This is a genomic window from Burkholderia sp. ABCPW 111, from assembly GCF_000773065.1.
In the GTDB taxonomy this organism is placed as follows: Bacteria; Pseudomonadota; Gammaproteobacteria; order Burkholderiales; family Burkholderiaceae; genus Burkholderia; species Burkholderia savannae.
Genome location: NZ_JPWT01000110.1, coordinates 92582 through 108635, shown reverse-complemented (window position 1 = coordinate 108635; position 16054 = coordinate 92582). Strand labels below are relative to the sequence as shown.

The following is a 16054-nucleotide window of genomic DNA, read 5'->3' as shown; positions in this document are numbered from 1 at the left end:
GAGTTCACGAAATTTTCATGGAAGTTATTGAGCGCAGCGACGCAATTCGCGGTTGCGCGCGTCGTGCACGACCAACTTGCATCGCGCACCAATTTGCGATTGCCACATCAATTCCCTGAGCTGGAAGAAGAACGAAAGACACGAATGAAAACGCTGCTGTTCGGCCAGCACCGGCGCGCCGATACCGCCACGGAATCGGCAATGGGACGGCCCCGAATACACGACGTGACGGAATTGAACGTGTCTCCGGCAACCAAGTCGGCCAGCACGGCATCGCTCGTGAGCGTGCCCGCCGCATCAGCCACATGCCCGAAAACGCTTGAATCGACCCATTCGCAATCGAGCTCGATGGGCACGCTCGTATAGCCGACGCTTGGCATCGCCCGCGGAATCGTAACGTGGAATGACGCCAAATCCTCGTACCGCCCGAGTTCGACGCGTTCCCCTGCGCCATAACCGACGAATGCGAATCCGACCGTATGCCGTCCTTCCGGGAAGTTCGCAACGAGGTGGTACTGCGCGCGGTACGTTCCTGCGGACATCGGCCCAACAAGTCGACGCGGGCAAGCACGAGTTACCCCGAATACTCGTCTCTTGTCCTCGTCGCGAATGTCGATGCCGATCTCGATGCAGTCGACATCGGTCGCCAGCGAGAAGCAGAGATCGAAGCGAATGATCTGCCCATACGTATAGACGCCGCCCCCTTCCCGCGTGACGGAAAGCAACGTGAACTCGGGCGCCGTGTACGGCCGGCTGCCTTCCCGTTCATATGGATGCCATCCGTCCGGCAGCGCGACGAGCGACGTTGTGCGAAGACTGCGTTCACGCTGCCAGCGTTCATGCATCAAGCGATAGAACTCGATGTCGAGCTCGTTGAGTGCGCTCAACCGCCTCAGCAGCGCCGACGGCACTTCGTTCACCTTCGGCCGAGCAACGGTCACGTTCACCTTCGCAAGCTGCGCGGGCACCTCTATACCGACCTTCAACGCAACCGCGGCGACAAAATCCGACATTTCTTCATACAAGCCCCACACATCGTATTGCTCGATTGTCTCCAATGCGGCCGCCAACTTTTCATCGTCGCTTCGTAGGGCAACACTGGAGGCGTTTGCAAAATGCTCGACGTATACGTTTGCGAAATGGCCGAAATCGAGGTTGACATCGCCTAATCGGTCTGCGGCGTGCACATGTCCCTCGTCGTCGCGATGCATGTCGATAAACCGACGAGCATGCTCCCACAAATCGGGCAGTTGACCGCGATCGTGGTTTTTCACCACGAAGAAGAGCCACGACAGCGCGCGATCGATCGGTTCGCGCAAACAGGTGAAGTACTGATATCTCGGATCGAGCCGCCCGCCCTCGAATTCGATATGCGCTGAAATCACCGAATATTCGCCACCGTAACGGCGAATCAATTCACGATGCTCGCCGATCAAATTCGGCGTGACATTGTCCCGCCCCAACTCACTACGCAACCACGCATTCACAGCCTGTCCAGCTGTTTTGGGCAAGTGGTCAAAAATTATGCGACCGGAAAAAACAGGCTGCGACCCCTGCATGTTGTGAAATCCTCTTCTGCTTGCTGTCACCGATTCCTGCCGTGAACGACTGTCGAATGGACCTCTCATCAGCCGGTTCACCGACGTTCGTTTCATCTCACTGCCGGGATGCGAATCATTTTGAACCGCTCGACGAATCAGCGATTTGCGCCGCAGCGAAGGCGCAGAACGCCGCTTGACACGGCGTCCTTCGCTCAACCAAGGCGCATCCGAATCGACTCCAGATCAGCTGGCAATCGCGTGGATGGTGGCCGCCGCCGCGGAACCGATTCGAATCCCAACCTTTCATAAAGCGTCCTCGCCCGTACATTCTCGAGCCGAACGTCGAGCACGATTTCCCGCCCCACTTCTCTACCGAATACGCCCGAGCGCATCGCTTCGTCGAACAGCGCGCTGAACGCACCGCAACCGCGCACGCGCGCGTCGGTCGCGCAATGCGCGATCAGCGTCTGCGTACGCTTCGGCGCAGGCAGCTCACTTTCGAGCACGAGCCCGCGCAGCAGCATCCGGATCGTGCGCGCGAGGCCGAAGAAGCGCAGCAACATCCACGCGACGTGCAGATCGTCCAAGGCTGTCGCGCGTCCGTCGTGCGCGGCGAGCACCGCGTCGATCGCGCCGCTTTCGGCAACCGCGACGCGATGACGCCGCCACGAAAAACGCCCTTGCTTCGACGCGAACGCGAATTCGAGGAATGCGATGCATCGTGCGGGCGGCTCGCCGAGAAAGTAGCCGAATTCCCGCACGCCGGATTCGAACACGAGCGGCGCGCATGCGTGCGCATCGCTCGCGGCGGCCGGGCGAAAGCGCCACGAAGACGAGCGCGATGCGGCCTCGGCCGATGCGCCGTGCTCACCTTCGGCGGGCGAAGTCGCCATCGTCTTCGGCGCCGCCGTCAGCGCGCGAGCCGCACGAGCACCGCGATCGTGCGCTCGATCTGCTCGGGCTCGTGCGTCGAGCAGATGAAAAAGCGCAGGCGCGCGGCCTTCTCTTCGACGGCCGGATAGAAGATCGGCTGCACGTTGATGCCTTCGTCGAAGAGCGCGTTCGCCCATTGCGCGGCCTTCAGCGAGCTGCCGGTGATGACGGGCACGACCGCATAGCCTTCGCTCGTGCCCGTGTTGAGACCGGCGTCGCGCGCCTGCGTGAGGAATTGCAACCCGCGCTCGCGTAGCGTCGCGATCCGCTGCGGTTCGGCCTGCAGGCGTTCGAGCGCGGCGAGCGACGCAGCCGCGAGCACGGGCGAAAGCCCGACGCTGTACAGGAAGCCCGGCGCGAGATGGCGCAGGATGTCGATGAGCGGCTGACAGCCGGCGATGAAGCCGCCGCATCCGGCGAGCACCTTGCTCAGCGTGCCCATCCACAGATCGACGTCGGCGGACGGCACGCCGCAGTGCTCGCGGATGCCCTTGCCTTGCTTGCCGAGCACGCCGAGCGAGTGCGCCTCGTCGACCATCAGGAACGCGCCGTAGCGCTGCTTGATCTCGACGAAGCGCGCGAGGTCCGGCAGATCGCCGTCCATGCTGTAGAGCCCTTCGATCGCGACCAGCACGTGCCGATATTCGCGGCGCACGCGCGCGAGGAGCGCGTCGAGCGCGCGCCAGTCGTTGTGCGGAAAGCTCAGGCGCTTCGCGCCGCTCAGCTGCGCACCCTGCACGATGCTGTTGTGCGCGAGCGCGTCGTGCACGACGAGATCGCCCGGCCCGAACAGCGAGCCGATCACGGTCACGTTCGTCGCATGGCCACTCACGAATGCGACACAGTCGTCGGTTTCGTAGAACGACGCGAGGCCGCGCTCGAGCTCGCGCTGCACGGGCCGCTCGCCCGCGACCATCCGGCTCGCCGACGCGGACGTGCCGTAGCGGTCGATCGCATCCTTCGCGCGCGCCGACACGACGGGGTCGCCCGCAAGGCCGAGGTAGTTGTAGTTCGCATAGTTCAGGTATTCGCGGCCGCCGATGTGCGTCGTCGCGCCGGCGACGCCCTCGTGCACGCGAAAGAACGGCGACTCGACGCGCAGCTTCTCGCCCATCTCGCGGATGATCTTGACCTGCTGGTATTGCGGCATCGCCTCGAACCAGCTGCGCGGATCGCCCGTTACGTGTGCAGTGGCGGAAACCGGCGCACGACGCGCGCCGCCATCGTCGGAGACGCGATCCAGTTGCCGCTTCAAAGCTTTTGCCGCAAGTTGCTGGCGCAGGTGATCACCCAATCCCATCTGAACCGTTCGCCTGTTTTAGTCAGTGAAGTCTACATATTACGCGACGAACTCGGCCCATTCCCAGGCATTCGTCGTCGACAACAGTTTCTCGACGAGCCGGAAGTTCATCTCGTGGCTCGGCCGAAACGCCGATATGCGGCCGAGCAGCGGCGCGCCCGCGAGCGCGAGATCGCCGATCAGATCGAGCACGCGGTGGCGGACGAACTCGTCCGGCTGCCGCAAGCCGCCAACGACGCGCGAGCCGACGATCGACGCCGTGCACGACGGACGCGCGCCGCGCAGGATCGGCACGCCACGCAGGTAGCCGGCGACGATCGCGGGAATCGCCCATTTGACCCGTCCGTACGAGCGCGACGGCGCGATCTCAGCGGCGAACACGGCGGGCGTCAGCACCCCGCTCCATTGCATGTCGCCGAAACCTTTCAGGTCGTTGCGCACGCTGAGCTCATAACGCGTGGCGGGCTCGATGCGCATTTCCCGCCGAGCGGTGCCGTCGCCATCCGTCACCGTCACTGTCCGCAGCACGCGTATGAAACGCTTCGGCGCCGGCAGCGCCGTGCGCCCGCACGCGCGAAGCGCGTCGATCCAGGGCCGCGCGCTGCCGTCCAGAATCGGCACCTCTTCCGCATCGAGCTCGACGATGGCGTGATCGATCTCGCACGCGAGCAGCGATGCGAGCAGGTGCTCGACCGTGCGCACGCCGACGCCGTCCGCATTGCACAGCATCGTGCAAAGCGGCTGCGCGCGGCGCAGCGCGGGATCGGCGGCGAGGGTCGCAAGCTCGCGGCCGTCCTTCATCCGCCGGAACGCGATGCCGCGCTCCCGCTCGCGACCGCGCGCGGGCAGAATCCGCACGCGCACGCGCCGCCCGGTGTGCAGCCCGTGGCCTCCGAGCGCGAGCTCGCGCGCGAGCGTGCCTTCGCACGCCTGCCAGCCGGCGGGCGCGCTCATGCCGTCACCAGCGTCGTCGGCGAGCCGGCCACGTGCTCGTCTTCGCCGACCTTCAACGCCCGGCGCGCGTCGCCGTCGAGCGCGTGTTGCGCAGCGACCGCGGCAAGCCGCGCGTCGTCGCCGTCGCCCGTGCCCGGCTCGCCGTCCACCGCGCCCGAGATCATGTCGACGATCCGCCCGGCGAGCAAGTGCACGGTCGCGCCGTCCGCGATCGACATCACCGACAGCTTGACCTCGAACGTCTCCTCGACCGCCATCCCGAGCTCCATGCCCATCAGCGAATCCATGCCGAGATCGAGCACCGACTTGTCGAGTTCGATCCGCTCCGGCGACAGATGAAGGATGCGTGCGATCTGCGCGCGCAGATTCTGTTCGACGACGCCGACCGCCTCGTCGCGCGGCAGCGCCGCGACTTCTGCGCGCAGCCGCGTGCCGCCGTCGCGTGCGGGCTCGTTCGTGCCGCGCGCGCGCAACAGCGCGTAGCGGCGCGCGGCGGCGGCGGGCATTCCCCGCGACACCGCGTGCCAGTCGAGCCGCACGACTGCCTCGCCCGCGTCGCCCGAAAGCAGCACCCGCTCGAGCGCGGCGAGCGCCTCTGCGGACGTGATCGACACGCCGCCGATCCGCGCTTGCAGAGCCTCGCGCGTCTCGGCGTTGCGTGCCAGAAAGCCGACGTCCTCGAGCGGACCCCACGCCATGAACGTGCCGGGCAGCCCCGCCGCGCGGCGCTGCTCGACGAGCGCCTCGACGAAGCTGTTCGCGGCGACGTAGCTCGCCTGCCCCGGATTGCCGAGATAGGTCGTTGCCGACGAGTAGACGACAAAGAAATCGAGCGCATGCTCGCGCGTTGCGCGATGCAGGTTCCACGCGCCCGCCACCTTCGGCGCGAGCACGGCGGCAAAACGCTCGTCGTCGAGATTGCGCACGAGGCCGTCGTCGATGTGCATCGCCGAATGCAGCACGCCCTTCAGCGGCGTGCCGCGCGCGTCGATCTCGCCGATCGCGCACGCGAGTGCGGTCGCATCAGTCGCGTCGCACGCGACGACGTGCGTCCTGACGCCCAGTTCCTCTCGCCAGCGCTCGACCTCGGCGCGCAGCGGCTCGGCGAGCGCGCCGCCGCGGCTCGCGAGCGTCAGGTGCCGCGCGCCGCGCGACACCATCCAGCGCGCGGTGGCGAAACCGAATCCGCCCGTGCCGCCGACAACGAAATACGCCCCCCGCGGATCGAGCGTCAATGCGCATCCGTGCGCAGCGGCGACGCCGCGCGTTGGCGCGGGCGTGCCCGCCGGATACGTGACGAGCACCTTGCCGATCTGGCGCGCCTGCTGCATGTAGCGGAACGCATCTTCGACGCGCGCAGCCGGGAATGCGCGATACGGCAGCGGATGCAGCACGCCGTCGTCGAACAGCGCGATCACCTCGCCGAACAGGCGCGCGGTCAAATCGGCGCGCACGCCCATCAGTTGATCGGCGTCGATGCCGAAATAGCTGATGTTGTTGCGAAACGGCCGCAGACCGATATAGCTGTTCTCGTAGAAATCGCGCTTGCCGAGCTCGAGGAAACGGCCGAACGGACGCAGCGTGTCGATGCCGCGCACCATCGCCTCGCCCGCGAGCGAGTTGAGCACGACGTCCACGCCCTCGCCGAGCGTCAATGCGCGGATCTCGTCGGCGAACGACAGGCTGCGTGAATCGAGCACGTGATCGGCGCCAACCAGCCGCACGAACTCGCGCTTCTCGTCGCTGCCCGCCGTCGCGAACACCTCGGCGCCGAAGTGGCGCGCGAGCTGGATCGCCGCGACGCCGACGCCGCCCGCCGCGCCGTGAACGAGCACCCGTTCGCCGCGGCGCAGCCGCGCGAGCTCGGCGAGCGCGTAGTACGCGGTGAAGAACGTCGTCGGGATCGTCGCCGCCTCTTCGAACGACAGCCGTGAAGGTTTGCGCGCGATTGCGGCAGCGCGTGTCGTCACGCGTGTCGCGAACGATGCGGGCGCGAAGCCGAGCACCGCGTCGCCCGCCGCGAAGCCGTCGACGTCGCGGCCGGCGCGCACGATGCGCCCGGCGAACTCCATGCCGATCGTCGCACCGGCGAAGCCCGCCTCGACCGCCTCGTCGGACAGCAACCCCATCGCGTACATCACGTCGCGGAAGTTCAGGCCAGTCGCGACGGGCTCGATCTCGACTTCGTCCGGCTCCAGCTCGCGCGCCGGCAGCGCGAACCATTCGAGATTGCGCAGCGAACCCGGCGAATCGAAGGCGAGCACCGCCGGCCGCCGCTCGCCGATCGCGTCAACCGCGCGCGCGTCGATCTGCGCGGCGCTCAGCATGCGCGGCACGAAGCGCCCGCGCGGCGTGAGCAGCACCTCTTCCTCGGCATCGTCGGCTAGCAGCTCGCGCACGAGCGCATCGGGCGCCGCGTCGCAGTCGGGATGCACGTCGACAAGCCGGCACGACAATTCGGGATGCTCGTTCGCGAGCACGCGGCCGAATCCCCAGAGGCCCGCCTGCGCCGGATCGAGCGGCGCGTCGAGCGCGAACGGCGCGCCGCCGCGCGTGACGACCGACAGCCGCACGCTCGCCGTCGCGTCGACGACGCCGAGTTCGCGCACGAGCCGCGCGAGCGAGACGACGCCCGTTTGCTGCGCACGCATCATCGCGGCGCCGTCGGCATCAGCCGCCAGCGCCGCATCGGGCGCGACGAACACCAGATGATGCTGCTGCGCGGGCGACGCGACCGCAACGATCTCGGCCATCCGCTGCAGCGACACGGCCTCCGCATAGCAGCCGGTGCTCGCGAGCGCACCCGCGAGCACCATGCCCGCGTCGCCGTCGTCACCCGTCGCCACGAGCCAGCGCTCTGCGTACGCGGCGGTATCGAGGCTGTCCCACACGCCGCCGTCGAGCGCTTCGCGCGCGTCACCCGCCTTCGCCGCGGGCTTGCGTGCGACGATGAACGTCGGCACGCCCTCGAGATCGAGCGATTGCTCGAGATGGCGCACGATGTCGCGAAAGCCCGCGTGCGTGAGCAACGACTGAATCTCGGCCGGCGCTAGCGGCGTGCCGCGCGATGCATTCGCGCCGCCCTCGGCGAGCGAGAACACGATGTCGGCGAAACGGCCGCCGCGCGCCTCCACGGCGACGACGAGCCCACCCGGCGCCAGATGCCCGAACACGACGTTCAGGAATCCGAGCGAATCGTGCTGCGCGGCGAGCGCGCGATCGATCAGTATGACGTCGTAGGGCGTGCGATCGTCGGTGTCGAGCGCAAAGCCGTCGCCCGTCTTCAACGCGACCGTCTGCACCGACGGATGCGCCGCCGCGTCGAAGCCCGCGAGCTGCCGAGGTGTGCCGGCGATCGCATAGTCGCAGCGCGCGGCCAACTGCGCGGCGCAAAGCGGCTGCAGCACGTCGCGGCCGGGCGCACCGATCTCGAGCACGCGCAGCCGCCGCGGTACGCGCCACGCGTCGAGCGCCTGCTCGACGCAGGCCGTGACGAGCGCCTGAGCATGAGACCAGGTCGGCGACGCTTCGTAGAAGTGCTCGACGAGGCTGCCCCCCGTCGGCGACAGCACCTGCGCGGCCGGCTTCTCGCCGCGCAACACGGCCGGCAGCTCGGCGCCGCAATGCGCGAGCAGCGTCAGCTCCGCGACATGCGCGGGCGACTCGGCGAGCAGGCCGCGCCACAATTCGTCGAGCGCGGGCAGCGTCGCGCACGCGACATCGCTGCGCACGAGCCGCGCGCGGTCCCACTGCGCGAGCCCGTCCTCGACGAGCATCGCGGCAAGACGCGCAACGAGCCCCGCGCGCTCGTCCGAGGGCGGCACCGGCTGCTGAAACGCGTCGATCGCATCGAGCGCGCGCAGTGCGTATGCGCTCGCGAGCACGTCGAAGAGCGGCAGCATCTCGGTCAGATGGCTCGTGCGTCGCGCGAGATCCTCGCGGGACGCGAGCGTCGCAACCGCGCCCTCGACGAGCCGTTCGGGCGCGGGCAGCGCGCTCGCGTCGAACGCCGACGGCAGCGGCTTCGCATCGAGCGCATAGACAAAGCGCGCGGGCGGCGCGTGCCGCCGTCCGACGAGGTCGACGCGGCGGAACCGGCACGCGGCGAGACGCGCGACGATCGCGCCGCCTGCGTCGAGAAACTCGAACGACGCGACGATCGAATGCGGATTGCGCCGCTCGATCCGCGCGAGCACCCGCGCGACGACATCCCCGCGCAGAAAATCGATGCGTCCCAGTTGAACCGGCACGTACGCCGCGTGCGCATCGGCGCCGCCGCCATGCGCGAGCAGCGCGAACAGCGGATGAAAGCCGCTGTCCGTCAACGCCGGATGCAGCAGGTACGCAGCGAGCTCGGCGGCATCGCCACAGGCCTGTGGCGCGGCGACGTCGGCGAGCGCCGCGTCGCCCGCGATCCTCAGCGCACGCACCCAGCGAAATGCAGGGCCGTACGCGAGACCGAGCGCCGCCGCGCCGTCGTAGAGCGCGTCGGCGCTCGACGCGGGCTGCGCGTAGAGGCGCGCGAGCGTCTCGGGCGACACGGCGCTCGACGCGCTCAGCGCATTGCCGCTTTCGAGCAGCCGGCCGACGACGTTCTCGACCCACGGCGCATCGCTCATCCGATCGCGAGTCTCGATCCTGAACGACGCGGTGCGCGGCTCGATCGTGAAGCGAAACAGCTTCGCGTGCTGCCCCTGAAACACGACGGGCGCTCGGATCTCGAGATTCTCGATCGCGCAGTCCGACGTGCCGAAAAACGCGCACGCGGCGGCGAGCGCCATCTCGACGTAGCCCGCGCCGGGGAACGTGGCGCCGCCGTCGACGACGTGATCGGCGAGCATCGGCACGCGCGCGGGATCGAGCTGGTTCTCCCACGCGAACGCATGCTCTCGCAGCCGGTAGCCGAGGAGCGGATGCGCGCGGCGGCGATTGACTAGATCGTAGCCCTCGGGGCTCGGATCGAGCCAGTGGCGCTCGCGCTGCCACGGATAAGTCGGCAGCGCGACGCGCGGCGCGTCGGGCGCGAGGCGGTCGGGATCGATCCGCGCGCCGTGTGCGACCGCGGACGCGACTGCATAGCGCAACATCTGCGCGCCGTCCTGTTGGCGCTTGAGCGTCGGCAGCGTCGCGCCGGACAGCTTGAGCGCGGTCAGCGTCTGCTTCACGTATGTGCGCAGGATCGAATGCGGCGATACTTCGATGAACAGACGAATGCCCTCGGACACGATGGCCGCAATCGCGTCTCCGAAACGCACCGGCTCGCGGATGTTGCGCCACCAATAGCGCGCGTCAAGCGCGTCGCCTGCAAAGCGCCCGCCCGTGACGGTCGACACGAATCCGCCCGTGCCCGCACGCGGCGCGAGGCCCGCGAGCTGCTCGAGCACGACGGGCTCGATGTGCTCCATCTGCCGACTGTGGAAGGCGTAATCGAGGTCGAGCAACTGGAAGAACTGACCGTTCGCGCGCAGCGACGCCTCGATCGCCTGCAGCGCGTCGAGCGCGCCCGCGAGCGTCACCGACTGCGGACTGTTCACGCCTGCGATCTCGACGCTCGCACCGAGCTCGAGCTGCGCGATCAGCGCGCGCGCGACGTCCTCGCCGACGCCCGCTGCAGCCATCCGTCCGCTGCCGCGCGTGAGCCCTTGCGCTCGGCTGCGAATCTTGATGACGTGCACCGCGTCGGCGAGCGACAGCGCATCCGCCGCCCACGCCGCCGCGATCTCGCCGACGCTGTGGCCGACGACCCGGTCGAAGCACACGCCGCGCGCGTCGAGCACGCGCACGATCCCCACTTGAATCGCGAACAGAAGCGGTTGCGCGTTCTCGGTCGCGGCGAGCCATTCGGCGCTCGCGCCAGCGCACATCACGTCGACGAGCGATGCGCTGCCGTCCGCGCACCATAGTGCGTCGACTTCGGCGAGCGCAGCGCGAAACACCGCATCTTCCGCGTAGAGCTGCCGGCCCATCCCCGTCCATTGCGAGCCGTTGCCTGAAAAGACGAGCGCGACGCGCACATCGTGCTCGGCAGCGTGCGCCTGCGCGACGCACGCGGGCACCGGCGCGCCGCCCTGCGCGAGCGCGGCGAGCGCCGCGCGACCGTCGGCCGCGCTCGCGGGCCCGACAACCGCCCGCGCTTCAAACCATTGCTTGCGCCGCACCGCGTTGGCGGCGAGCGCGTGCCACGCGCAGCCGTCGTCGAGACGCTGCAGATAACGCGCGGCCAGCGCGGCGAGCGCCTGCGGCGCACGCGCCGTCAGCACGAGCGGCGGCGGCGCGTCGTTCGCACTCGCATCGGCGGCGAACCGCGCATTGCGCGCCGCGGCGTCGCCCGGCGCGGGCGCTTCCGTCAGCACGACGTGCGCATTCGTCCCGCCGAAGCCGAACGAATTGACGCCGATCGCGAGCGGCGCGCCGCGCGCATCGAGCGGCGTATAGCGATCGACGACGCGCAGCCGCCCGCCCGCGAAATCGATGTTGGGATTCGGCGTCTCGAAATGCAGCGAGCGCGGCACCGCGCGGTGCTTGAGGCAGCACACGGCCTTGACGAGGCCCGCCATTCCGGACGCGGTCTCGAGATGGCCGATGTTGGTCTTCACCGAGCCGATCAGCAGCGGATCGTGCTCCGGACGCTGCGCGCCCGCGACGTCGATCAGCGCGCGCGCCTCGATCGGATCGCCGACCGCCGTGCCCGTGCCGTGCGCTTCGAGATAGGCGAGCGAGCGCGGATCGATGCCCGCGCGCCGATACACGTCGCGCAGCAGCGCGGCCTGCGTCGCGGCGCCCGGCACGCTGATGCCGCCCGGCGAGTAGCCGTCCGAGTTCACGCCTGAGCCCGCGATCACCGCATGAATCGTGTCGCCGTCGGCGAGCGCGCGCTCGAGCGGTTTCAGCAGCACGAACGCGCCGCCCTCGGCGCGCACGTAGCCGTCGCCCGTCGCGTCAAACGCGCGGCAGCGGCCGCGCGGCGACAGCATCGATGCCTTCGAGAAGCTGACGAAACCGAAAGGATGCGCGAGCAGATTCACGCCGCCCGCGAGGGCGAGCTCGGCATCGCCCGTCTGCAGCGCCTGAATCGCCTGATGCAGCGCGACGAGCGACGACGAGCACGCGGTGTCGATCGACATGCTCGGCCCGCGCAGATCGAACAGATAGGACACGCGATTCGACGCGATGCTGAGCGTGTTGCCCGTCGCCGAGTACGGATCGACCGAATTCAGGTCGTCCATGCTGCGATTGCCGTAGTCCGGGCTCGCGACGCCGACGTATACGCCGCAGTTGCGTCCGCGCATGTCGGCAGGACGCACGCCGGCGTCCTCGAACGCTTCCCACGCGAGCTCGAGCAGCAGGCGCTGCTGCGGGTCCATCTGGGTCGCCTCGCGCGGCGAAATGCCGAAGAAGGCCGCGTCGAAACCGGCAACATTGTCCAGCACGCCCGCGGCGAACGTGTAGCTCTTACCCGGTTCGCGCTTCGACGGATGTCGATAGAAGTCCGTACCGAATCGCTCGGCGGGCATCTCGGTGACCGCGTCGCGCTCGTCGCACAGCAGCCGCCAGAACGCGTCCGGGCTCTCTACGCCACCGGGAAAGCGACACGCCATCCCAACAATTGCAATCTTTACATTCATCTTTGTGTCGTTTTTTCCGATGCACTGGCCCGAGGACTGCCCGCCTCTTCCGCCTCGGTCGCACGAAGCAGAATCGAGCCGAGCTCTTCGACGCGCGCATCCCGCCGACAAGCGTCAGGAGTGCCGAAGTTCCGCCAGATAAAGTAGTCGCTGCGCTCGGGCGCGACGCCCAGCTTACCGAAAACGTGCGGCAGCGCCGGGACATGGTCGCCATAGAAGCACACGACCGTGTCACGCCGTCGAGCGCGCAAATGCTCGAGCAGTCGCCCGATCATTGCATCCGCATTTGCGGCGTGACGCAAGTAAACAGTGAAGTCGCGCCAATCGGCGCCGTCGCCGAGCGCGTGGCGCGCGCGCGATTCGTCCGGCTCGACCGTCTCCAGATGCAGCGGGCCGTGGTTCTCCATCGTCATCGCGAACGCGAAGAGCGGCTTCGCGCGCGGCGCGTCGAGCTCGGCGATCAGCGCATCCGCGACCGCCGCGTCGGCCACGTACGGGCCCGCGCGCGGCGCGTCGCCAAAATGCCGAATGTCGAGGAAGCGCTCGAAATGCAATAGCGGGAACACGCGCGCGCGGCCGAAGAAGTCCGCATAGTAAGGATGAATCGCAACCGTCCCGTAGCCGCCGCGCCGGAACCAGCCGGCGAGCGAATCGCACGCGCGGCGCAGAAACGCGTAAGGATAGAAGCGCGCGTAGCCGAGGCGATCCGACGCGAGCCCCGTCAGCATCGCGAACTCGGTGCGCATCGTGTTGGCGCCCCACGCGGGCACTGCAAGCTCGCCGTAAAACATTGACTCGCGCCGAGCGCGATCAAAATGCTCGAAGAGCGACGGCTCGACGCTGCTCACGACACGCCGCGCATCGAAGAACGATTCGCTCTGGATCACGATCACGTCCGGATACGCGGCGGGCCGGCCGTCGGCGAACGGGCTCGCCGCCGCCGCGCGCTCGAACGCGCGCAGCGTCGCCGGCCGCAGCCCGTTCAGCAGATAGGCGACGAAGGTCGCGAAGAATCCGTTGCGCAGCTGGTCGGCGCTCGCGTCGAGCGTGAGCGCGAGGCGCTTTGCAAGCGCGCCGCCGCAAACGAAGCACGCGACGATTGCCGCGGCCGACGTCGCAAACGGACGCGGCGCGAGCGGCGTCTCGGCCCAGTACCCGGCGGCGAGCAGCGCGATCCCTGCCGCGATCGCCGCGACCTTGCCCACGCTCAGGAACGGCAGATACAGACGCGGATGAGAAAACAACTGGCTGAAAAGACTGAGATCGGTGAACACGAAAGGCTCGCGCAGCGACTCGTATTTCGCGTTGCTGACAACCGCCGTCAGGCCCACGAGCGCAACCGCGACGAACGTCGAGAACAGCACGCGCGCAGTGACGAACAACACGCAGCAGCCGACGAACGCGACCGCGAGCCCGTGCAGCGCGACGGCCGCGGGTGGCCGCCGCCAGCGTGCGCGCGGCGTCGCGAGCGCATCGAGGGCGAACGACAGCGCAGCCGCGATCGCAAGGGTGAGCGCGAGCCCGCCGCTCACGCTAGCGCTCCTCGCGCGGCAAATACGACAGCCTGCCGAGGATCGCGTCCGCCAGCGCCGCAGGCAGCAATTGCAGCAGACGCATGCCGAACGCGAGCAGCCCCGGAAACGCGATTTCCGCGCGCCCGGCGGCAAGCGTGCCGCGGATGTGCGCGGCCGCCCTGTCGGCCGACCACAGGAACGGCTTGTCGCCCGGAAACACGTCGCTCATCGCGGTCTTCACGAAGCCGGGCAGGATCACCGACAACTTGACGCCGTCGCGTGCAAGCAACGGACGGACCGAGTCGGCGTACGCCTTGACGGCCGCCTTGCTCGCGCAGTAAGCGGGCGAAATCGCCATGCCGCGCAGCGCGGCGAGCGAGCTGACCATCGCGATCTGGCCGCGCCCGCGCGGCCTCATCCGCTCGATGACGGGCAGCACCGCCTGCAGCGCGCCGTAGAAATTGGTGTCGACGACGGTCGCGGTGCGCTCGAGCCCCTCCCAGTCGGACGCGGACGCGAGCGTGCTCGCGACGCCCGCATTCGCGATCAGCAAATCGATCGGATACGTGTCATCGAATTGCCACAGCCATGCCTGCGTGCGCTCGGCGTCGCGCACGTCGAACTGTCCGACGACGACGGTCGCGCCGCGCGCGCGGCAGGCTTGCGCGCAGTCGTCGAGCCGCGCCGCGTCGCGCCCGACGAGGCCGAGCACCACGCCCGGCGCCGCATACGCTTGCGCAAGCGCGCGGCCGAGCCCGGCGCTCGCGCCCGTGACGACGACGTGGCGCGGCGCGGCAGCAGCGCTAGTCACGTACGGCCTCCAGCCGCGCGACCGCGCCCGCCGTCGCCATCTCGATGCCGGTGCGCGTGTAGAAGTCACCGTTGATCTGGGTGTGATGCATCACGTAGTCGAGAAACGCTTGGTAGAGAGTCATGTCGGGCGGTCCAGCCTCCGTCCAAAAATCCTCGAGACTGCCTTGCCACGTCAGCCCCGGTATCGCGTACACCGCGCCGCCGAGAGCGATCAGCGGGCGGCGATGATGCAACGCCGACAGCCCCACCGTACTGTTGACGACCACGACGCCGGCCGCATGCTCGAGCAGCGTCGGCAAATGACCGGCGTCGATGAAACGCAGGCGCTTTGCGATATCGAGCTCGGCTGCCAGTTCGTACGCGAAGCGCCGATAATCGATCAATCCTGTATCGAGCGGGTGATTCTTGATGACGAGTACCGCATCGGAACGCGCATGCCGTGCAAAAGTGCGCATCACCCGCTCAATCGCGTCGCGGATGCCGTCGAATGGCGAATGGACGACGATCTGCGCATCCGAACCGAGCTGCAGCGGAAAAAAATAATAGGTGCATTTCGATTCGAGCAACGCTCGCACCACCCTCTCCGCTTCGCCACGATGGCGGCTCTGCTGGAGCGCGCGCGCGGCGAGTCCTGCATATTCGACGAAACCGTTGCGCGGGCGATGGCTGCTGTAATACGGAAAACGGCGTGCGTACAATGCATTCGCACTACGATACCGGATGTCGTGGAATGCGCGCTCGTAAAGGTTGTAACCGGTCGGTTGCCCCGGCAGACTGGGTGGCGTGACGCCGCGCTGCTCAAGATACCACGCGGGGTCGCGCGGCAGCAGCGACCGCCCGTTGACGCCGTGCTTCTCAAGCGTCAGCCAGTGCGGACGGACGTAACCTTCCTCGAATACATGCGTACGCAGCTCGCAAGCACGCGCGATCGGATGCATGTGCCGATGGATTTCACGACAGTCGCCGAACATGACTACATCCGTCACTCCCTCCGTTCGGACTGCTTGCAAGTACCACTCGGGCAACGCGTCGAATTCGTCCCGATAGTCCCAGGCCGCGGCCGCCCCGCCATACAGAAGATCGCCGCCGCAGAAATTGACCCGGCGGACCGCATGACCCCGCGTCGACAATGCTTCGGCCAATCTGCTGAAAAACGATGAAGCCGTGCCTTGCAGCACAAGAAATGAGCGAGGCATCGAAAAATGTCAACCGGCGAAATGACTCGGTCGACGGAAAGCCCCGGTGGTCTTTCCGGAACGAGCCCCTATGAGTATAGAAATATGCGACAGACAACCGTGCGCGTTTTTTGAGTGGGACGAATATAGCATTCTGCCGGAAAAAGAAAAACAGTCGCTCCAAGCGGCGGCGCGAAGT

Annotated in this window: 8 protein-coding genes; all 8 read right to left on the bottom strand. The window is 67.8% G+C overall.

Going from position 1 to position 16054, the window contains the following annotated elements:
• Positions 1-107 precede the first annotated feature (107 nt).
• From X946_RS25145 to X946_RS25110, 8 genes are read right to left on the bottom strand one after another with little or no spacing between them, the layout of a single operon-like run.
• The gene (locus X946_RS25145) at positions 108-1757 is read right to left on the bottom strand and encodes a sulfotransferase family 2 domain-containing protein (RefSeq protein ID WP_152611810.1); all 1650 of its coding nucleotides are present in this window, start codon (positions 1755-1757) and stop codon (positions 108-110) included.
• Positions 1754-2434 carry a GNAT family N-acetyltransferase gene (locus X946_RS25140; protein WP_038753360.1) on the bottom strand — a complete coding sequence of 227 codons (681 nt, stop codon included), beginning with the start codon at positions 2432-2434 and terminating at the stop codon, positions 1754-1756. The genes X946_RS25145 and X946_RS25140 overlap by 4 nt, the downstream gene beginning before the upstream one ends.
• A 17-nt stretch (positions 2435-2451) precedes the next feature.
• Positions 2452-3774 carry an aminotransferase class I/II-fold pyridoxal phosphate-dependent enzyme gene (locus tag X946_RS25135; RefSeq protein WP_038753359.1) on the bottom strand — a complete coding sequence of 441 codons (1323 nt, stop codon included), beginning with the start codon at positions 3772-3774 and terminating at the stop codon, positions 2452-2454.
• A 39-nt stretch (positions 3775-3813) separates the two neighbouring features.
• The gene (locus X946_RS25130) at positions 3814-4728 is read right to left on the bottom strand and encodes a UDP-3-O-acyl N-acetylglycosamine deacetylase (RefSeq protein ID WP_038753358.1); all 915 of its coding nucleotides are present in this window, start codon (positions 4726-4728) and stop codon (positions 3814-3816) included.
• Positions 4725-12353 carry a type I polyketide synthase gene (locus X946_RS25125; protein WP_038753357.1) on the bottom strand — a complete coding sequence of 2543 codons (7629 nt, stop codon included), beginning with the start codon at positions 12351-12353 and terminating at the stop codon, positions 4725-4727. The genes X946_RS25130 and X946_RS25125 overlap by 4 nt, the downstream gene beginning before the upstream one ends.
• Positions 12350-13885: an LTA synthase family protein gene (locus X946_RS25120; protein WP_038753356.1), complete on the bottom strand. Its 1536-nt coding sequence runs from the start codon at positions 13883-13885 to the stop codon at positions 12350-12352. Before X946_RS25120 ends, X946_RS25125 begins: the two co-directional genes overlap by 4 nt.
• Position 13886: 1 nt before the next feature.
• Entirely contained in the window at positions 13887-14678 is a 792-nt protein-coding gene (locus X946_RS25115; RefSeq protein WP_038753355.1) for an SDR family NAD(P)-dependent oxidoreductase, read from the bottom strand.
• Entirely contained in the window at positions 14671-15876 is a 1206-nt protein-coding gene (locus tag X946_RS25110; protein WP_038753354.1) for a capsule biosynthesis protein, read from the bottom strand. The genes X946_RS25115 and X946_RS25110 overlap by 8 nt, the downstream gene beginning before the upstream one ends.
• Positions 15877-16054 lie beyond the last annotated feature (178 nt).

What these genes read in the sequence shown, in the direction of transcription:
- X946_RS25140 (WP_038753360.1), bottom strand. Translation starts at nt 2,434, where the DNA reads ATGGCGACTTCGCCCGCCGAAGGTGAGCACGGCGCATCGGCCGAGGCC.
- X946_RS25135 (WP_038753359.1), bottom strand. Translation starts at nt 3,774, where the DNA reads ATGGGATTGGGTGATCACCTGCGCCAGCAACTTGCGGCAAAAGCTTTG.
- X946_RS25130 (WP_038753358.1), bottom strand. Translation starts at nt 4,728, where the DNA reads ATGAGCGCGCCCGCCGGCTGGCAGGCGTGCGAAGGCACGCTCGCGCGC.
- X946_RS25125 (WP_038753357.1), bottom strand. Translation starts at nt 12,353, where the DNA reads ATGAATGTAAAGATTGCAATTGTTGGGATGGCGTGTCGCTTTCCCGGT.
- X946_RS25110 (WP_038753354.1), bottom strand. Translation starts at nt 15,876, where the DNA reads ATGCCTCGCTCATTTCTTGTGCTGCAAGGCACGGCTTCATCGTTTTTC.